Here is a 19,123-nt window from a genome sequence, read left to right as displayed (position 1 = left end):
CCCAATAGGGAGCCGCCACTCGGGGGGGGTACTTCCGAGAATACACCTCCAAAACGGAAAAGGCAAGCACTATGCCGCGAGATTCAGCGGTCAGTTTTCAGCGACCACTACTGGTAGTGGTCAGGAGGAAAAACTGTGGGAAACCAGGGGGAAAGAACAGGCCGCGCATGTATTTTGACGGTGGTATCCGCCGTGGCCTCATGTTTCACATTCACGATCCTCTTCAAACAATTCATTGCAATGACAATACTTCTGCCAGGTAGCCGAAATTACGCACCAATCCCTCTAAGTTTGACGGATTGTGGCAGTTAGCGGTTGCCATGCAAAGAATGTGGGGAGTCTCAGCCCTGGCCGGGCAGCAGGCGGCCGCAGATGGAGCCCGCGGCGAATTACATTGACAAAAGGTCTGTTTTCCCGTAATTTCTACTGAAACGTATAGCACCCGCCAAGCGTCGCGAGGTGCTGCCCCACCCACGTCGCACCCGAACTCCCCTGACCCGTCGCCAAGACCAGTGTCGAAGCGGCTTTCCCTAACCACGCCACACCTCTACAGGGAGATTCACCCATGGAAACGCAGAAGTTCAGCCGCCGGGGCATGGCTCGCATGGCCGCGCTGCTCACGGCCGGCTCCAGCCTGCCCTTTTATAATGAAGCCGCACTGGCGCAGGAAGCCCAGCGCGGCATGTCGCGCGGCGCGATGCCGGCGGATGCGGTGCGCATCAGCTCCAATGAGAATCCGCTGGGGCCCTGCCCCGAAGCGCTGGAGGCCATCTACAAAGTTGCCAAGTATGGCGGGCGGTATCAGCCTTTTGGCGAGACGGCGGCCTTCATCAAGACGGCAGCGGAAGTGGAAGGAGTGAAGGCTTCCTATATTGCTCCGTTCGCCGGCTCGAGCGATCCATTGCACCGCACTACGGTCGCCTTTACGTCGCCGGAGCGGAGCTTTGTCATGGGCGATCCGGGTTACGAAGCGGGCGCGCGTTCGGCTCAGTTCATCGGCGCCAAGGTCCATCGGATCCCGCTCCGCAAGGACTTCTCGCACGATGTCGAGGCGATGTGCAAGGCGGATGCCAACGCGGGTGTGATCTACATCTGCAACCCGAACAATCCGACAGGAACACTTACTTCACGCAAGGACATTGAATACGTCCTGGCCAACAAACCCAAAGGCGCGATTCTGCTGCTGGACGAAGCCTATGTCCACTTCGCGGACATGACGCCGGCCTCCGACCTGGTGGCGGCGGACAAGGACGTCATCGTCCTCCGTACCTTCTCCAAAGCGTACGGTATGGCAGGCATCCGGGCCGGCATGGCGATCGCCAGACCTGACCTTTTGGAAAAGATGCGTCCATACGGTGCGGGCATGCTGCCCATCACCGGACTGGCAGCCGCCACGGCCAGCATGCAGGTGAAGACGCTGGTAGCAGAACGCCGCAAGATCAACAAAGACATCCGTGAGGATACGTTCGAGTTCCTGACGGCCAAGAAGTTCACCTTCGTCCCGTCGCAGAGCAACAAGTTCATGCTCGAAGTAAACAAACCCGGCATGGAAGTAGTGAAGGCCCTGGCGGCGGAGAAGGTCTTTATCGGGCGCGTCTGGCCCATCTGGCCGACCCATGTCCGGGTGAGCATCGGAACGCAGGACGAGATGAACAAGTTTAAATCCGCGCTCGTGAAGGTGATGGCGTAAATCTGGATTAGCTCTCAGCGGTCAGTTTCCAGGAACGGATAGCTGAGAGCAAGCAGCCGGCCGTTTTTCGTCAACCCACATGTTTGGGCCGTGTTGGGGCGGCCCACCCCCCACAGACAGTGTCCAGGCTCCATGTCCGGAGCCGCCTCCCAGCCGAAGTGTGTCTGACCGCACCCGATTTCACTTTTGGAGAAACCAGATGCGATTGCTGTCGTACTTTGTTTTGGCATTACTACTCTGTGGGGAGAGTCTCTCCGCCCAGAGTTTCCAGGGGAGCTTGCGCGGAAGGCTGACCGACGAGAGCGGAGCCGCCGTGCCGGATGCGAAGGTAACGTTGCGCGATGAGGCGACGGGGATCTCGCGCACGTCGTTGACCAGTTCGGCGGGTGAGTATACGTTTCCCTCCTTGAATCCGGCCACCTATACGGTGGTGGCGCAGGCGCCGGGGTTCAAAACGATGGAGAAGCTGGGTGTGGTGGTGGCGACGCAGAGCGCGGTAACCGTGGATCTCACGCTGGCCCTGGGGCAGGTCTCGGAAAGCGTGAACGTCACGGAAGAAGTGCCGCTGATTGAGACCGCCAACGCCTCGACCGGCCAGGTGATCGACCGGCAGAAGCTGGAAGACCTGCCGAACCTGGGGCGCAATCCCTTTATGATGTCGAAGCTGTCGCAGAACGTGGTGCAGGTGGGGAATCCGAAGTTCAACCGGATGCAGGATCAGTCGGGTTCGTCCCAGATCTCAATTGCAGGCGGACCGGTGCGAGGCAACAACTACCTGCTGGATGGCATTTCGATCACCGATTCGACCAACCGCGCGGTAATCATCCCCTCGCTGGAAGCGGTGCAGGAAGTGAAAGTCCAGGCGAACACGTATGACGCGGAGATGGGCCGCACGGGCGGCGGCACGTTCAATACGTTCCTGAAGTCGGGATCGAACCGGATGCACGGCAGCGCTTTTGGCTACCTGCGGGAGACAGAGTGGCTGGCCAACAACTTTTTCTCGAACCGCGCGGGGCAGCCGAGGATCGATCAGCCTTTCCGCAACTACGGCGGGTCGATCGGCGGACCCATCCGGATCCCCAAAGTGTATGACGGCCGGAACAAGACGTTCTTCTGGATCTCGGGCGAGGCTTACCGGCAGACTGAGGCGGCGGGGACAGCGCTGGCCGTGCCGACAGCGCGGGAACTGGCCGGCGACTTCAGTCAGAGCAAGGCGCAGGCCGGCGGACTGCAGTTGATGTACGACCCCCTGACGACCCGTACCGAGAACGGCGCCATTGTGAGAGACCTTTTCGCGGGCAATATTATCCCGGCCAACCGGCTGAGCAAAGTGGGTACAAGCCTGGCCGCCTACTATCCGGCGCCGACGCGCACGGCTGCGTTCTACGGAGACACAAACTTCGATGCCACCGTGGGGGCATACAACCGGGCCGACCAGACAACCTGGAAGGTGGATCACGAAGTGACGCGCTGGTGGCGGGCCAGCGCCTCCTACCTGCACTACGGAAGCCGCGAGCCGGGCAACGCCTGGTTCCCGAACATCGCATCGCCGAACCAGGGCGTACTGTTCCGCAAGGTGGACGCGACGCAGTTGAACAGCACGCTGACACCGACGCCCACGATCGTCGTGGCACTGCGCTATGGATTCAACCGCTTCCCTAACTTCAGCGCACCAACCAGTTTTGGGATGGACATGACGAAACTGGGCTTCCCCACTTCCCTTCTCTCGCAACTGCCGGTACAGGCCTTCCCGAGTGTTGGCATGTCGGACCTGACGGGCTATGGCGGCGGCGGCGTGTCGCAAAACGTATTCCACTCCAGGACGTTTTCGGCCAGCCTTTCGAAGTTCGCCGGCCGGCACAGTTGGAAGTTCGGGTTCGACTACCGCGTGCTGAACCATGACGGGTCGCCGACTGTGACTCCGGGCTCATACAGCTTCAGCGATGTATTCACGCGGGCTACGCCAACCAGGACGACCCTGGGCACGGGCTCCTCGCTGTCGGCGCTGCTGCTGGGCTATCCGGCCTCGGCCAGCGCGACTGTATCGACCAACGTCTACAACTATGTCCGCTACTATGCGGGCTTCGTGCAGGACGATTTCCGCGTCAATTCGAAACTGACACTCAACCTTGGTTTACGTTACGAGTTGGAGACGGGCATTGGCGACCGCAACAACAACTTTGTGGTGGGCTTCGATCCGGACAAGACCAACCCATTACAGGCGACCGTAACGGGCCTGACCCTGAAGGGCGTAGTGATGTACGCGGGTTTGAACGGGAATCCGACACGGTCGGGCGACCCGAACAAGAACAAGTTGTCTCCGCGCATCGGCGTCGCGTATTCGTTGAATTCGAAGACCACACTGCGAGGCGGGTACGGCATGTTCTGGGCTCCGATTCCGTTCAGCCTGCAGGATCCGATCGGCTATACGCAATCGACGCCATATGTCGCCTCGATCGACAACAATGCGACGCCGTCGGGCACTTTGGACAATCCGTTCCCGGCGGGTCTCTTGAAGCCGGTGGGCAACTCGGCGGGCGAACTGGCGGGCATCGGCCAGGGCATCTCGGCGTATGACCTGAAGGCGCGTTCGACGCTGGTGCAGCAGTACTCGTTCGACATCCAGCGGCAACTGGCGGGCGGAGTGGCGCTGGCGCTGGGTTATGTGGGTTCAAAGTCGACGCACCTGGTGCAGGGCACGGGGAATATCAACATCAACCAGCTGGCCTCGCAATACCTGTCGCTGGGTGCGGCGTTGAACCAGTCGGTGGCGAACCCTATGGCGGGCAACGGCGGCCAGTTTGCCGTGGCGAGCACGACCATTACGCGTTCGCAGTTCCTGCGGCCGTTCCCTGAGTTCACCAGCGTCTCGCTGCAGAACTCGGATGCGAGCCGTGCTCTGTACCACTCGTTCTTCGTTCGCGGGCAGAAGCGATTTGCGACGGGCATGAGCTTTGTGGCGACTTATACGTGGTCGTTGAACCAGGACAGCGCGTTCTCTGGCGCGGGCAATGTCTATAGCGGCCAGGCAGGCACGGCACAGAACAACTACGACCTGGAGGCGGAGTATGGTCTCTCCACGTCGCACACACCGCACCGGCTATCCACCGCAGTGACTTACGAACTGCCGTTCGGCAAGGGCAAGCAGTTACTCACCAGCAGCCGGATTCTGGACTACGCCGTGGGCGGCTGGAGCCTGAACGTGGTGGGCACGATCCAGAGCGGATATCCGCTGGCGATCACCCAGGTGAATAACAACGGCGTCATCGGCACTTCGGTGCAGCGGCCGAATGCGACTGGAGTTTCCCCGGTTACGCCGGGCGCGCTGACCGACAGGCTGGACAACTACATCAGCACGGCGGCATTTACCCAGGCCGCGCAGTTCACCTTTGGCAACGTGAGCCGCACGATTCCGATGCGGGGTCCGGGGCAAGTGAACTGGGATGTCTCGATGTTCAAGACGTTCCAGGTGACCGAGTTGTTCAAGGCCCAGTTCCGTGCGGAAGCCTTGAACTTCACGAACACGCCCTTGTTCTATGGGCCCAACACGCAGTTCGGCAACGTTGCGTTCGGGCGCATTACGAGCCAGGCCAACTTTTCACGCATGATCCAGCTGGGAGTGCGTTTCCTCTTCTAGCCGGGACAACGGTTCGACGGGTTTGAAGTAATGATGCTGGCCGGGTCCACCCCTGAGACCGGGCTTGGGACGCGGTGCATTGTAGCTCCCCTGCGATGCACCGCTATTTTTTCGTCCGCGCTATTGTGGAGTTCATATGGCTGAACCCTGGCTGAGCGGGACTCTGGGCGAATACCACGCCGTGGTGCGGGCTGTGCTGCATGGGCTGCAGCAGGCTCAAGAAGATATTGAGGAATGGACCGACGACCTAGTCGATGAGGAACTGTGGCTGCGGCCCAGCGAACTGGCGCCGGTGGGCTTTCAACTGCGCCACATCGCGGGCAGCATCGACCGGCTGCTGACCTATGCGCGCGGCGAGCAACTGAGCGCCGAACAACTGGCGACGTTGAAGTCGGAGGCGGCGCCGGGGGCAAGCCGCGGCGACCTGATGACGCTGGTGGAACAGACGTTTGCGCAGGCGGCGGCGCAGGTGCGCGGGACGGATCCAGCTACGCTGACCGAGGCCCGCGGAGTCGGCCGGAAGGCCCTGCCGACCACCGTGGGCGGATTGCTGATTCACTCGACCGAACACACGCAACGGCATGTGGGCCAGTTGATTGTTACAGTGCGTGTGCTGCGCGCGGCGCGCTGAGTTTACGGCTCCGGCTGCGCCACGGCGGGGCGGCGCAGTGAGGAGACGAGCGCAACGGTCGCGACCAATACGTTGGAGACGATGACGGGCATCGACTGGATGAAGACGCCGTACGCAATCCAGAGGACGGCCGCGGTCGCCTGTAGGCGGCGCAGCGCGCTGGGTCCCTTGAGGAAATACGAGGCGGCGAACGTCCCCGTGGCTACATAACCGAGCAGATCAACACCTTGCATGGGGCTCCTTAAGCGAACTGAGCCGAAGCCTGACCGTGCTCGGCGATGGTGAGCGTGTCGGTGCGGACCTTGTTCCAATCCTGGAGCGCGAATCCGTTGGCGGTGAAATAGGCGCGGATGCGGAGTGAGTCCCAACCGGCCACGTCTTCAAGAATGGGGATGAGGACGCTGAGCGCGTCGTCACTGAGGATCGTGCGGCGCGCGATCTGGCTGATGAACTTGGCTTCGGAGACGGCGATGGTGAGGCCTTCGTGCCGGTTGACGTTGAGCATAACGTGCACGTCGGAGCTGCCGTCACCCACATAGACCACGTGGTCGTAGCTGATCTGGAGAGAATTTCGCAGTTCTTCGAGTACCGCCACTTTGCCGTATCCGGCGGAGACGCGCAGCACTTCCTGGATCTCACCCGTCTCGGGGTGATAGCGGAATTTGGTGCCGTAGATGTTCTCGGGCGGCACAATGCCTTCCAGCGCGGATTGAATCACTTCCTCCGGGGCGGCGGAGACGACATAGAACGCGAAATTGCGTCCGTCGATGTCCTTGAGCAGCTGTGACAGCAGGCGGATGTTCTGTTTCAGGCGGATGTGCTTGCCGACCTCGTACAAGTGCTCTTTGCGAACGCGGCGGTACTCCGGATCGTGCAGCAGCAGATAGGCGAGTTCGCCACCCTGCTGGACCATGTGAATGCGCGAGAGGCCTTCCACTTTTTTGAGGAAGTCCTTGGTACCCAGCAGTTCACTTAGCACAATGCCGGAATCGTTGAAGCTCAGCGTTTGGTCGAAGTCGGTGGCGAAGAGATACTGTTTCGCCGTGTTGGTGCGTTCCTGGATCATATTCGAGAAAACTCCTTTCCTTCGGGCCCGGCGACACTAGGATCGCGCGAGGAATTATCAGCGCGATGTCGAATTCGTTACAGTTCGAGCGGGGTACTGTGTAGGGACACTCCGGCCTGGAGATGGCTAATGAACTGAATGGAAAACGGGGATCTTGTGGCGGCAGGGCCTTGCGGGAATTACATCTCTATTATATCAGACGCGCGGGGTCGGGAACAGGATTCAATCGAGCCCGTTAGATAGGCGAATACAAAACGACAAGCGCTTTGTTTATTTCACGTTAAGGGAGGGCCAATCAGGCTTGCGTTTTTCCCGGAAGGCTCGCACACCTTCGATGAAATCGGCGGAACGAAAAGTCTTGGTGCGGAATTCAGCGGCCAGGCGGCCGGCGGTTTCCCAGCTCATTTCGCGGCTCTTCTGTACAAAATCGAGGCCGCGGCGAAGCGTTTCCTGGCTCGCGTAGGCAAGCATGCGGGCTGTATTCGTGGCGCGGTCGTCCAATTCGAACGGCGGCACTACTTCGTGGACGAGCCCGTATTGTTGAGCGTCGTTTGTGCCGAAAATGCGGCCGGTGAGGGAGAGTTCGACGGTCCGGCGTTCACCGATGGCGAGGGCCACGGCCCGGTGGATGATGAAGGGCCACAGGCCGACACGGATCTCCGTGAGTCCGAAGTTGGTGCCTTGCGCGGCCAGAACGACGTGACAGTTGGCCAGCAGGCCGATGCCGCCGCCGAGCGCCGCGCCCTGCACGGCGGCCACGATGGGCTTGTGATAGTGAACACCGAAGGTAAAGAGCTGTTCGTGGATCTCGGTGCGTTCCGGAGCATCGGGTTGGAGCGCGTCCTCAAGATCCATACCCGAGCAGAAGACTTGGCCGGCGCCGTCCAGCAGGACACAGCCGATGGTCCGGTCGCGGCCGGCTTCCTTGAGTGCGGCTACGAGGTCGCGGCAAAGCTTCTCATCCAGGGCGTTTCGCTTCTCGGGATTGTTCAGGGTGATGCGAAGAACCCGTTCCTCGCGCGAAATCATCAGTTGGCTCATGAACTTGCAGTATCCGTTTCGATTTCGAGGCGCAGCAGTGCCGCGCCAAAGGTCTTGCCCTGCGCGTCGAGGCGCAGTGTCACGGTCCCGCCGCCGCCGAGAGCCCCTTGCAGGACAAAGTTGAGGGCGTGGACGTTGGGTAGTTCGTACCGCACAACCGGACCGCGTACACGGGAGCCGAAGAACGAGTGTACCTTTTCGGCGGTGAGTTCGCGAAGCAGTAAGGCGTAATCCTCAGGGCGCCAGGCGATGACTCCGATGTTCACGGTGTCACCTTTGTCACCGGAGCGGGTGTGCGCGAAATGCGCCAGCGGGGCTTTCAACTCAGCACCTCAACTTGCGGCGTGATCTCTTCTCTGGGCAGCAACGCCGGCCAATAGGCGATGACTTCGCGCACCGCGGGCCGGCCTTCGCCATAGCCGGTCGCCCCGGGCGGGCCGCTGAGCACCAGAGGGATGAGCTCGCGGGTGAAGCGGTCGACATCCTGCCTGGAGGAGCCGCGGGCGCCGATCCGGAGCATGACCTCCGGCGGATCCTCAGTCAGCGGCGCGGCCGGGCCGTGGCAGGAATTGAAACCGACAAACTCGCTGTAAATCTCCTCGAACTGGAGCTCGAGCCGGGCCAGGCGGCCGCGCACAATGCGGTCTGCGGCGTAGGCCTTTTCCAGGGCTGAGGGCCAACAGTAGACCAGACTCCCCTGTGCCTTCCAGCCGGCATGGTAGCTGATGGAGGCTTTGAGCTGGGCCGGAGCCGCGGCTCCCTTGGCGCCGCTGATGCGGACACGGTCCAGGCCGGCGTCTTCGATCTGGACGGAGGTGAAGTCGGCCACGCAGTCGGGGGTGAAGTAGGCGCGCGGATCGCCGATCTCATACAGCATCTGCTCGATGACGGTATGGCGGTTCACGGCGCCCCCGGTACCAGGGTGCTTGGTAACGATGCAGACTCCGTCGGGCGAGGCCTCGATGAGCGGATAACCGATATTGGCGGGGTCGGCCATGGTCTGCCAGTCGACCTGGGAATTCCCACCCGTGCACTGCGAGCCGCATTCGATGATGTGTCCGGCGATGGTGCCGGCACAGAGCAGATCGACGTCGGAGGGCCGCCAGCAAAACTGGTGGATCATGGGCGCCAGGGCCAGGGCGGCATCGGCGCAACGGCCGGTGATGATGACATCCGCGCCGGTGGAGAGAGCCTCCGCGATGGGGAAGGCTCCGAGATAGGCGTTGGCGCTGGTGACGGCAGGGCGGACGGTGGATAGCGGCTCATCCGTATCCATATTGCGGAGCTCAATGCCGCGCGACAGCAGGTCGTCCAACCGGGGATACATATCGTCTCCGGTGACTATGGCGACCTTCAGTTCCGGCGCGAGGGCAAGGACCTGGGCGGCGCAGGCCTGCGGATTGACTCCGCCGGCATTGGCGATGACGCGGATGTTGCGCTGCTTGAGGCGGGCAGCCAGCAGAGCCATCAAGGGCGGGAAATCGCGGGCGTAACCCAACTTCGGATCGGCCTGCTTCTGCTTCTGCAGGATCGACATGGTGACCTCGGCCAGATAGTCGAGGGTGAGATAGTCGATGGGCCCCTGTTCCACCAGATGGACCGGCGCGTCCAGCCAGTCGCCCCAGAAGCCTTGCCCATTGGCGATACGGATCATGAACCGAGAACCTCCAGGGCAGTATGCGCGCGATGGCCCGAGGCGCAGGCGCATTCAAAGGCGAAGGCGAGCAGCAGGCGGGTCTCCAGCGGGTCGACCAGCGCGTCGACGTGGCCGCGGGCGGCAGCGTAACGGGCGTCCAGCCAGCGGTCGTAGTCGGCGCGGGTCTTATCGATGCGTTGCTGTAGTTCGGGCGGCACGGGACGGCCTTCCGCTTTCAGCTTATCCAGTTCCACACCATGCACCGCCTGGACGGCGGAATCGCCTTCCATCACTCCGATGCGGGCGGTGGGCCAGGCAAACGTGAAATTCGGGTCGAAGCCCTGTGCGGCCATGGCGTAGTAGCCGGCGCCGGAGGCATGATTCAACGTGAGGATGATCTTCGGCACCGTGGCGCAAGCCATCGATTCCACCATCTCCGCGCCGGCACGGATGATGCCGGCAGCCTCAGCGTCCGGGCCCACCATGAAGCCGGAGACGTCCTGCAGGTAGAGCAGCGGCAGATTCCGGCGTTCCGCGTACTCGACGAAATAGGACACCTTGCGGGCGGTTTCCGTGTAGACGATGCCCCCGATGCGTGGTCCGGCATTCGACTTCAGGAAACCGCGGCGATTCCCGATGACGCCGATGGCTCGGCCGTGCAGCCGGGCTTCCAGGCAGTACATCTCTGGAGCAAAGTCGGCTTGGAACTCGGTCTGGGCACCCGCATCGAGCAGACGATCGAGGATTTCGCGGATGTCGTAGGCTTGGCGATGGTCGGGCGGAAGGATGTCGTAGAGATCCTCGGCCGGCTGGGCGGTATTGGCGCCGGCAGGCCGGGCGGGCGGTGCGGGCAGGCCGGCAATGCGTTCCCGAATCTGTCGGATACAGTCAGGATCGTCGGTGGCTGTGAAGTGCGCGACGCCGCTGAGGGAGGTATGCATGCGTGCACCGCCCAGCGTTTCACTGTCGGTTTTCTGGCCGGTAGCGCCCTTGACGAGATTGGGCCCGCCGAGGCCCATAAAGCTGGTGCGTTCCACCATGTAGATGAAGTCGCTGAGGGCAGGCAAATAGGCGCCCCCGGCGATGCAAGGCCCCATCACAGCCGCGATCTGGGGAATTTTGAGAACCCGCCGCATGAGCGAGTTGTAGTAAAAAATACGGGCCGCTCCGTACTGACCCGGAAAAATACCGTCCTGCAATGGTAAATTCACGCCGGCGGAATCCACAAGATAGACGATGGGCAGCCGGTTGCGCATGGCAATCTCCTGCACACGCAGGATCTTGGTGATAGTTTCAGGCCACCATGCCCCCGCTTTGACGGTGGCATCATTCGCCACGATGACTACTGGATGGCCTTCGACACGGGCCAGCAGCGTGACCACGCCGGCGGCTGGAGCTTGGCCTTCATAGCGATCCCAGGCGACCAGCAGGCCGATCTCGAGGAGCGGGGAAGATGGGTCGGCAAGCCGCGCAACTCGTTCACGGGCCGTGAGTTTCCCGTCGCGGTGCTGGCGGTCGGCCTTGGCTTGGCCACCCCCCTGGACAAGGCGTTCTTCCAACGCGCGCAACTGCCGTAGCAGAAGGCGCATACTGTTATCAGGCGTGCTCGTCCCAGGAGTCACCGATCACTAGTGTACGGCAAGCGGGTACGTTGAGTAACATTCGCAGAAGGGTCCGTTTCGCTTTGAAGTTTTTTGAACCCTTTGCGATACTGGGTGAGTCCGTACAGTAAAGAAGCTTAACCTTTCCTTGGCTCTTCGACAATTCGCATCGAAGTGACTCCCCGTTGAAGTTCTCTTTGACGTAACAGAGCACAGGAGAGGTGTGTCGATTTTAGGAGAAGTATCTGTGAAGGAAAAAGGTGTCGTGAAATGGTTTAATGCCGCGAAGGGCTACGGCTTTATTCAGCGGCATACGGGGGAAGACGTGTTTGTCCATTACAGCGCCATTCAGATGTCCGGCTACCGGACCCTGGACGAAGGCCTGGAAGTGGAATTCGAACTAAAGACCGGCCCCAAAGGCCTTCAGGCTGAAAACGTTACGCGAGCATAGTTAAGGCTCTCATCCAGTATCGGCGACGGGTCTCTCCAGAGGGGCGGCCCGCGCCGATCGGCACCCGCAAGGCGCCTCGCGCAGCGTGCGCCGGCAGGAAGCTTTATCCTGGACAGGAATGGGCCTCCGGTTTCGCACCACGCTGGGTCGTTGGATTGTACCCTCACTGGCAGATCTGCTGCTGGCCGCGCTCGTTTTGCGCCCTTATCTGTTCCCGGGCGGACTGGAAGAACTACTGTCAGATGCAAGCGTAGGGATGCACATCCGCACCGGCGATCTGATCCGTTCCACCGGTTCCCTGCCCCACACAGATCCGTTCTCGTTTGCATTGCCGGGCAAAGAGTGGTTCGCCTGGGAGTGGCTGACTGAGCTCGGGCTATCCTTCGTCCACTCCTATTTCGGGCTTGCCGCGATCGCACTACTGGCGGTTGCCATGATGGCGGGCACTTCGGCACTGGTGCTGAGAAGCAGCCTGCGGCGCGGCGAGAGCGCCCTGCTTGGACTGATGCTGGCGATGGCCGGATTCCAGGCCTCGATGAATCATGCGCTGGCGCGGCCCCATCTGATCACCTGGCTATTGCTAGCCGTCTCCATCGCAATCGTCGAACGGGAAAGGCGCGCGGCCTGGCGTGGCTTCTGGCTGCTGATTCCTCTCGCGGCGTTGTGGGCAAATCTGCACGGTGGCTTCGCGATTCAGCCCGTTTATCTGGCTGTCGTCTGCACCGGAATGGGGATTGAAGCGCTTTGGAACCGGTCGAACTGGCGAGGTGTCTGGCGCATGGTGGCGTGTGGACTGCTGGTGGGTGCGGCTACACTTGTGAATCCTTACGGCATTCGGCTGCACCAGCATTTGATCGAGTTCGTCTCGTCGCCCTGGGCGATCCAAATGATCGAGGAGTATCATCCTCCGTCGCCCACACTCGGGGAGCAATATTACTGGTTTCTCGCGCTCGGGACGATGGCCGCGATGGCGGCAGCCTCGGCGTTGTGGCGCCGGCGTGTGAGTGACGCCTTGGTGTGCATGTTCTTCCTGATCTCGGCCAGCAAATCAGCCCGGCACATCCCGTTGTTTGTCATAGCGGCGACGCCCATTCTCGCCAGCGAACTGAGGTGCCTGTGGGATGCCGTGCGAAGCAGGACCGGTAAACGCGGGACGGCCGAACACATTCACAAGCTGGACCTGGGCATGCAACCTCAGTTCAGCCGGCACAGTGTCTGGCTGGCAGCATGCTTTGTTCTCGTCCTGCTCTTCAGGACGCCTCTGGGCCTGCCTTCCAACTTCCCCACGAAACGATTCCCGGTGGACCTGGTCGCGGCCAACAGGGAGATCCTGCGCTCCGGCCGCGTATTTTCCACCGACGCCTGGGGCGACTTCCTGATCTACACAGGCTACCCGGGCCAGCATGTTTTCATTGATGGTTTGCAGGATTTCTTCGGCCCGGCGCTGGCGGAGGACTATCTTGAGATGCTGTCCGCGGGCCCAAGGACCGAGGCTCTGTTTCAGCAGTGGAAGTTCGACACCGCCCTGGTGCCGGCCAGACAGCCCCTGGCGCAATGGCTAAAGGGGAGATCGAACTGGCGAGTGGTGGCGGAGACGCCCCTGGCGATTCTGGCGGTGAAGGAGAAATGATGCGGATTCTCGTAGCCGCCTGTTGCGTGGGCGCCGTGCTGGCTCAATCGCCCAAGCCCAGGGCGAGGGAGGCCGGGATCGTAACGGGAAGGCTGCCCGTGGGCCGTTGGAACGCCATCACCGATGTACCCGGGGTGCGCGTGGGCTACTCGACGCTCGTACGCGGCGGCAATATTCGAACCGGCGTGACGGCGATCGTGCCGCATAGTGGCAATCTGTTCCTCGAGAAAGTTCCGGCGGCCATCTTTGTGGGGAATGGCTTCGGTAAGTTAATGGGCTCCACGCAGGTGGAAGAACTGGGTGAACTGGAGACGCCGGTCCTGCTGACCGGTACGTTGAACGTGCCCCGTGTAGCCGACGCGCTGCTGGAGTACATGCTGGCGCTGCCAGGCAACGAGCAGGTGCGCAGTATCAACGCTGTGGTCGGCGAGACGAATGACGGGTATCTGAATGACATCCGGGGCCGGCACGTTGGGAAGGATGAAGTCTTCGCAGCCCTGCGTTCAGCTCATGACGGAGCAGTGGAGGAAGGGGCTGTGGGCGCCGGAGCCGGGACGGTGGCGTTCGGCTACAAGGGGGGCATCGGGACGTCTTCGCGGCTGGCGGGCCGGTACACCGTGGGCGTACTGGTGCAGAGCAACTACGGCGGCGATCTCATGATCGCAGGCATCCCTGTCGGCCGTGAGTTGCAGCGCACGGGGCAGGGTTCCAAGGACGGCAGTTGCATGATTGTGATCGCGACAGATGCGCCGGTGGATGCGCGGAACCTGAAGCGCATGGCCGCTCGGGCGATGCTGGGCATGGGCAGGACGGGGTCGTCAGGCTCGAATGGCAGCGGTGACTACGCCATCGCCTTCTCCACCCATCGCGGCGGACAGACACTGTTGGCCAATGACGCCATGACACCCCTGTTCGAAGGCGTGATCGAAGCCACGGAAGAAGCCATCAATAACTCGCTATTCAAAGCGGAAACGGTGACCTCCAACGGGCATACCGTCGAGGCACTGCCAGTTGAGCAGGTCCTTGAAATCCTCCGCGCGCACAAAGTACTGAACAAATAGAAAACGCCACACTCCGAAAGGAGCATGGCGTCTTCGAATCAGCGATTGAATGACGGTTACGGAGCAGGCGTGCCGGCAGGCTGTCCAGTCGAGGGCCTCACCGGCTTGTTCAGCGGGGCTCCGGGGAACTCGAGCACGGGTTCTTTCAGGTTTGACGGCAGGATCGTCTCCCGCGTGCCAAGGTCGAACATGGTCCAGATAATGAAGATCGACAGGAACAGCAGGCCGCCGACAAAGATGACTGCGTTGAACTTGTCGTGGCGCAGGTGCATGAAGAACAGCGCGACGAGCGAAGCCTTAATCGTTGCGATGATCAGCGCAACCACCGTGTTCATGGATCCGAAATCAACATAGGAGGCCTGGACGGTGATGATGGTCAGCACCAGCAGGCCCAGCAGGACGGCGCCGTAGGTCTTCGGCCCGGTAATGTGTGCGGCGTGCGAATCAGATTGGGACATGGTTCCGGGTGGTCTCCTCTAGGAAATCAAGTACATCAGCGGGAACAGGTAGATCCAGATGAGATCGACCAGGTGCCAGTAGAGGCCGGTGACGTCCAGCGGCCCGTAGTAGCCCGGACCGAAATCTCCGCGGACGGCCCGGAAGATCAACCAACTGATTACAACCATGCCCAGCAGCACGTGTATACCGTGCAGGCCGGTCATCATGAAGTAGAAGCTGAAGAACAGGAACTGGCCGGGGACCGTGTCGCCTTCGTGCGTATAGTATTTGCCGGGCAGCAGCCCTTCGTGGAACTTGTGGCTGTACTCGGAATACTTGATGCCCATGAAGGTGGCAGCACAGAGCAGCGTGATGACCAGGAACAGAATGACCAGGCCCTTGCGTGAGGTCTGGGCGGCCCAGATGGCCATCACCATGGTGAAGCTCGAGAACAGCAGGACGATGGTATTGATGGCGCCCAGCGTGCGGTCCAGGTGGTGGTGAGCCGCCAGGAAGGCCTGCGGGTGGTTGGCATGCATGATGCCGTAGCCGATGAAAAGGCCGCCGAACATCAGAATTTCAGTGACGAGGAACAGCCACATACCGATCTTGGCGGTATTAAACTGCTGCTCCATGTCACGGAAGTGATGCTGGAGGAACGGCGAGTGCCCGTGATCGGCGCTGGTCGTATGGGTCGCAGTACTCATGATTTGCGTCTCTTGAAGAACTCCGTCAATCCTAGTGGCTGTGCTCCTCCACGCCTACGGGCGCAGGGTTTTCGCGATAGTCATAGGGGCCGTGCTGCAGAACAGGCTGCCCCTCAAAGTTATGAGTGGTGGGCGGAGAATCGGTCTCCCACTCCAGCGTGCGGCCGCCCCAGGGGTTGGCCGACATGCGCTTGGGCTGGCGCAGGGAAGCCAACAGGTACGCACCGATGAGGAACAGGCCCGAGGCCAGGATCCAACTGCCGATCGTCGACGCCACGTGCAGTGACTGGAACTCAGGCAGGTAGTTGTAATACCGGCGCGGCATGCCGCGGCTGCCCAGCACAAACTGCGGCAGGAACGTCGCGTTGAAGCCGAGGAAGACCAGCGCGGCGCCAATGGCGGCCAGCCGCTTGTTGTACATCCGTCCGAACATCTTCGGCCACCAGTAGTGGATACCGGCCAGGAACGCGATCAGGTTCGAACCCGCCATCACATAGTGGAAGTGCGAGACGACGAAATAGGTGTCGTGCAGGTGGACGTCGGTGGAGAGCGCCGCCAGGAACAGGCCGGTCAGGCCGCCGATGGTAAAGATCAGCAGGAAGCTGATGGCGTGCAGCATCGGCGCTTCCAGCGAGATGGAGCCGCGCCACATGGTGGCAATCCAGTTGAACACCTTGATCGCCGAAGGGATGGCGATGAAGAAGGTGATGAAGCTGAAAATCGCACCGGCGAAAAGGCTCATGCCGGCAGTGAACATGTGATGCGCCCAAACCAGGAAGCCGAGCAGCGCGATCGCCACAGACGAGAAGGCGATGGCCTTGTAGCCAAAGATCGTCTTCTTCGAGAAGGTCGGGATCACTTCCGAGATCACGGCGAACGCCGGCAGAATCATGATGTAAACGGCCGGGTGCGAGTAGAACCAGAAGAAGTGCTGGAACAGCACCGGGTCCCCACCCAACTGCGGATCGAAGATTCCGATGCCAAGCACGCGCTCCATGCAGAGCAGCAGTAGCGTGATCGCCAGCACAGGGGTGGCGAGGATCTGGATGAGCGCCGTGGAATACATGCCCCAGCAGAAGAGCGGCATTTCGAACCAGCCCATGCCGGGCGCCCGCAACTTATGCATGGTGGCAATGAAGTTCACTCCAGTAAAGATGGAACTGAAGCCGAGCACAAACGCGGCCATCACCATCAAGGTGACTCCGCCGCCCGTCGTGCTGGAGTAAGGCGTGTAGAAAGTCCAGCCAGTGTCGACGCCGCCGAGAGCGAGGGTTGTCACCGCCATCAGCGCGCCGGTCCAATAAACATATAGGCTGGCCAGGTTGAGCTTGGGGAACGCCACGTCCTTGGCCCCCAGCAGCAGGGGTAAAGCAAAGTTACCCAAGGCAGCCGGGATCGCCGGAATGATCACCAGGAACACCATGATGGCGCCGTGCAGGGTGAATACCCGGTTATACATCTCGGCCGTCATGATGGTCTGCTTGGGCGTCAGCAGCTCGATGCGGACCAGCAACGCGAAGATACCGCCAACCAGGAAGAAGAAGAAGACCGACCACATGTACATCAGGCCGATGCGCTTATGGTCGACAGTCGTCAGCCAACTGAGCAATCCTTTTGGATCTTCCAAATAGTCGCCGTGGTGAGCGGCGTGACCGTTGCCTTGGGTCGTTAAAGTATCTGCCATTCCAATGCTCCTGTTACTTCACCGACTTGATGAACTCGATCACGCCCAGGATTTCGCGCTCGCGCAGGAGACCCTGGAACGTCGGCATGATCGGCTCGAATCCCTGTACGACCACAGCCTGGGGCTGCAGCACCGACTGACGGATGTAGTTCGCATCTACTGTGTAAGGCTTGCCATCCGCGCCCTTGCCGGTCTCGCCCCAGATTCCTTTCCAGGAGGGGCCCTGGCCGCGGGTGCCGTCCAGAGAGTGGCACGTCGCGCAGCCCTTGTTTTCGTAAACCAGCTTGCCGAGGTCCTTCAACGGCATCTTGCGGACCTGTTCGTCGCCTTCACGCAGGAACGTCTCGTACTGCTCGGGTGTATCCACAAAGATGCGAGCCATCATGTCGGAGTGGCCCTTGCCGCAATACTCCGCGCAGAACACCTGCTGCACGCCCGGCTCGGTCGGTGTGAACCAGAGCTCCGTGTAGCGGCCCGGGATCACGTCGCGCTTCAGCCGGAAGCTGGGCACGAAGAAGCTGTGGATCACGTCCTCAGAGTGCATCACGAGCTTCACCGGCTTATTCAGCGGCACGTGCAGATCGTTCAGCGTGCGAGTTCCGTCCGGATACTCGAATTGCCATACCCACTTCTTGGCGGTGACGACAATCTCCATGGAGTCGTTCGGCGGCACCCAGGCTTTGACATAGCCCTTGAAGCCCCAGAAGAAGATGCCCATCACGACGAACAACGGGATGATGCTCCAGATGAGCTCCATCTTCGTGTTGTGGGTGATATGCGGCGTCACCTCCTTCGCGGAGCGCCTCCGCCATTTCCGTACGGCGTAGAGGATCAACGCTCCGTTGAAGAAGAAGAAGAATATGGTGAGGTAGACGATGAACATGTAAAGTCCATCGACGTCACCGGCATGTGTGGCCGCCGCTTTGGGCAGCATCCAGTTCTGGAACCAATTCATTTCGCAGTCACCATAGGAGGGTGGTTGAATCCAACCCGGCGTTCACGTCGCCACAATCGAAACAGGACAAAACCGAAAATCAGGAGAGCCAGCGCGCCGCCGCCGCGCATGAAATTACGCGCGAAGAGGACATAGCCGCGGGAGGCCGGATCGTAGTGGAAGCAATAGAGCAGGATGCGGTCGCTGACGCCGAACTTCTCGCTCGCCGCTTCCGTCAAAGCCATCTGAATGTCGAACGGCTTGAAGTTGACACCGTAGAGGTAGCGGCTGATCATGCCTTCGGGCGAAAGCACGAAGATGGCCGCCGCATGCGCGTACTGGCCGGTACGAGGATCGCGCCGGTAGCCGAAGCCAATCTGCTTGGCCAGCTTGGCCACGTTCTCCTGATGGTCAACCAGGAAGTGCCAACCCGCGGTCTCACGCTCGTAGGAGGTGAGGTACGAAGCCTTCTTACTGCGCGCCAGGCCGAAGTTCTCTGTTGGGTCGATGGAAATCGTCACCACTTCGAACTCATTGCCAATGGTCCACTTCAACTTGCGAAACGCCTGCGTCTGGCCGTTCATGACCAGGTTGCAGAGCATCGGGCAGGCGTAGTAGACAAGGTTCAGGACGACCGGCTTACCCTTGCTGAAGTACTCCTTCAGCGCGTGCGGATAGCCGTCTTCGCCGATGAACTGAAGATTGAGATCGATCTTTTGACCCAGGTGTTCGACGACATCGACGCCCGAAAGCTCCTTCGGGGTCTTCTCGTCTTCAGACTGGGCCAGCAAACCGGAAACACCCGACATCAACAGCACGGCGGCCGGCACAACGGCCAGGCGGCGAAGACGCGTGAGCGCCTGCGCGCCGTAGCGCTGCATCCTTTCGCTTTGTGCTGTTTTCAGAGTGAGCATGA

At 60.9% G+C, this 19,123-nt stretch carries 17 protein-coding genes; 6 read left to right on the top strand and 11 right to left on the bottom strand.

Going from position 1 to position 19,123, the window contains the following annotated elements:
- The first annotated feature begins 565 nt into the window (after positions 1 to 565).
- The 3 genes from ACR9Y2_RS31675 to ACR9Y2_RS31665 all read left to right on the top strand — a co-directional run bounded on the left by ACR9Y2_RS31675 (position 566) and on the right by ACR9Y2_RS31665 (position 5,958).
- Positions 566 to 1,690: a pyridoxal phosphate-dependent aminotransferase gene (locus ACR9Y2_RS31675; RefSeq protein WP_435045885.1), complete on the top strand. Its 1,125-nt coding sequence runs from the start codon at positions 566 to 568 to the stop codon at positions 1,688 to 1,690.
- 199 nt (positions 1,691 to 1,889) lie between these two features.
- A complete protein-coding gene (locus tag ACR9Y2_RS31670) occupies positions 1,890 to 5,327 on the top strand; it encodes a TonB-dependent receptor (RefSeq protein WP_435045884.1) in 3,438 nt (1,145 codons plus the stop codon).
- 136 nt (positions 5,328 to 5,463) lie between these two features.
- Positions 5,464 to 5,958 (top strand): DinB family protein, encoded by a 495-nt coding sequence (locus tag ACR9Y2_RS31665; RefSeq protein WP_435045883.1) that lies wholly within the window; start codon positions 5,464 to 5,466, stop codon positions 5,956 to 5,958.
- Positions 5,959 to 5,960: 2 nt separating this feature from the next.
- Here ACR9Y2_RS31665 and ACR9Y2_RS31660 read toward each other — a convergent pair whose 3' ends face one another.
- The 6 genes from ACR9Y2_RS31660 to ACR9Y2_RS31635 form a co-directional block, all read right to left on the bottom strand.
- Complete coding sequence (locus ACR9Y2_RS31660) at positions 5,961 to 6,191, bottom strand: YgjV family protein (RefSeq protein ID WP_435045882.1); 231 nt, start codon at positions 6,189 to 6,191, stop codon at positions 5,961 to 5,963.
- An 8-nt stretch (positions 6,192 to 6,199) separates the two neighbouring features.
- Positions 6,200 to 7,024, bottom strand: coding sequence for an HAD-IB family phosphatase (locus ACR9Y2_RS31655; RefSeq protein ID WP_435045881.1), 825 nt, complete (start codon positions 7,022 to 7,024; stop codon positions 6,200 to 6,202).
- Between the two features lie 270 nt (positions 7,025 to 7,294).
- Positions 7,295 to 8,065, bottom strand: coding sequence for an enoyl-CoA hydratase/isomerase family protein (locus ACR9Y2_RS31650; RefSeq protein ID WP_435045880.1), 771 nt, complete (start codon positions 8,063 to 8,065; stop codon positions 7,295 to 7,297).
- Positions 8,062 to 8,388: an AtuA-related protein gene (locus tag ACR9Y2_RS31645; RefSeq protein WP_435045879.1), complete on the bottom strand. Its 327-nt coding sequence runs from the start codon at positions 8,386 to 8,388 to the stop codon at positions 8,062 to 8,064. Before ACR9Y2_RS31645 ends, ACR9Y2_RS31650 begins: the two co-directional genes overlap by 4 nt.
- The gene (locus tag ACR9Y2_RS31640) at positions 8,385 to 9,719 is read right to left on the bottom strand and encodes an acyclic terpene utilization AtuA family protein (RefSeq protein WP_435045878.1); all 1,335 of its coding nucleotides are present in this window, start codon (positions 9,717 to 9,719) and stop codon (positions 8,385 to 8,387) included. The genes ACR9Y2_RS31645 and ACR9Y2_RS31640 overlap by 4 nt, the downstream gene beginning before the upstream one ends.
- Positions 9,716 to 11,290 (bottom strand): acyl-CoA carboxylase subunit beta, encoded by a 1,575-nt coding sequence (locus ACR9Y2_RS31635; protein WP_435045877.1) that lies wholly within the window; start codon positions 11,288 to 11,290, stop codon positions 9,716 to 9,718. Before ACR9Y2_RS31635 ends, ACR9Y2_RS31640 begins: the two co-directional genes overlap by 4 nt.
- 259 nt (positions 11,291 to 11,549) lie before the next feature.
- Between ACR9Y2_RS31635 and ACR9Y2_RS31630 the strand changes: the two genes are divergently transcribed.
- The 3 genes from ACR9Y2_RS31630 to ACR9Y2_RS31620 all read left to right on the top strand — a co-directional run bounded on the left by ACR9Y2_RS31630 (position 11,550) and on the right by ACR9Y2_RS31620 (position 14,444).
- Positions 11,550 to 11,753: a cold-shock protein gene (locus ACR9Y2_RS31630; protein WP_194451566.1), complete on the top strand. Its 204-nt coding sequence runs from the start codon at positions 11,550 to 11,552 to the stop codon at positions 11,751 to 11,753.
- Positions 11,754 to 11,871: 118 nt separating this feature from the next.
- Positions 11,872 to 13,383 (top strand): hypothetical protein, encoded by a 1,512-nt coding sequence (locus ACR9Y2_RS31625; protein ID WP_435045876.1) that lies wholly within the window; start codon positions 11,872 to 11,874, stop codon positions 13,381 to 13,383.
- On the top strand, positions 13,380 to 14,444 hold the full coding sequence (locus ACR9Y2_RS31620) for a P1 family peptidase (protein WP_435045875.1): 1,065 nt from the start codon (positions 13,380 to 13,382) through the stop codon (positions 14,442 to 14,444). The genes ACR9Y2_RS31625 and ACR9Y2_RS31620 overlap by 4 nt, the downstream gene beginning before the upstream one ends.
- Before the next feature lie 56 nt (positions 14,445 to 14,500).
- Here the strand turns inward: ACR9Y2_RS31620 and ACR9Y2_RS31615 are convergent, their stop codons facing one another.
- Genes ACR9Y2_RS31615 through ACR9Y2_RS31595 form a run of 5 tightly spaced genes read right to left on the bottom strand, consistent with a single transcriptional unit; the run spans position 14,501 to position 19,121 of the window.
- Complete coding sequence (locus ACR9Y2_RS31615) at positions 14,501 to 14,902, bottom strand: cytochrome C oxidase subunit IV family protein (protein WP_435045874.1); 402 nt, start codon at positions 14,900 to 14,902, stop codon at positions 14,501 to 14,503.
- 18 nt (positions 14,903 to 14,920) lie between these two features.
- The gene (locus tag ACR9Y2_RS31610) at positions 14,921 to 15,589 is read right to left on the bottom strand and encodes a cytochrome c oxidase subunit 3 family protein (RefSeq protein WP_435045873.1); all 669 of its coding nucleotides are present in this window, start codon (positions 15,587 to 15,589) and stop codon (positions 14,921 to 14,923) included.
- Positions 15,590 to 15,620: 31 nt separating this feature from the next.
- A complete protein-coding gene (gene ctaD, locus ACR9Y2_RS31605) occupies positions 15,621 to 17,273 on the bottom strand; it encodes a cytochrome c oxidase subunit I (RefSeq protein ID WP_435045872.1) in 1,653 nt (550 codons plus the stop codon).
- A 13-nt stretch (positions 17,274 to 17,286) separates the two neighbouring features.
- On the bottom strand, positions 17,287 to 18,228 hold the full coding sequence (coxB, locus tag ACR9Y2_RS31600) for a cytochrome c oxidase subunit II (RefSeq protein ID WP_435045871.1): 942 nt from the start codon (positions 18,226 to 18,228) through the stop codon (positions 17,287 to 17,289).
- On the bottom strand, positions 18,225 to 19,121 hold the full coding sequence (locus ACR9Y2_RS31595; RefSeq protein WP_435045870.1) for an SCO family protein: 897 nt from the start codon (positions 19,119 to 19,121) through the stop codon (positions 18,225 to 18,227). The genes coxB and ACR9Y2_RS31595 overlap by 4 nt, the downstream gene beginning before the upstream one ends.
- Between the last annotated feature and the right edge of the window lie 2 nt (positions 19,122 to 19,123).

Source organism: Paludibaculum fermentans, from assembly GCF_051172195.1.
GTDB classification, from domain to species: domain Bacteria; phylum Acidobacteriota; class Terriglobia; order Bryobacterales; family Bryobacteraceae; genus Paludibaculum; species Paludibaculum fermentans_A.
The sequence above is the reverse complement of the archived record's forward strand: the minus strand, read 5'-3'. Positions and strand labels throughout refer to the sequence as shown.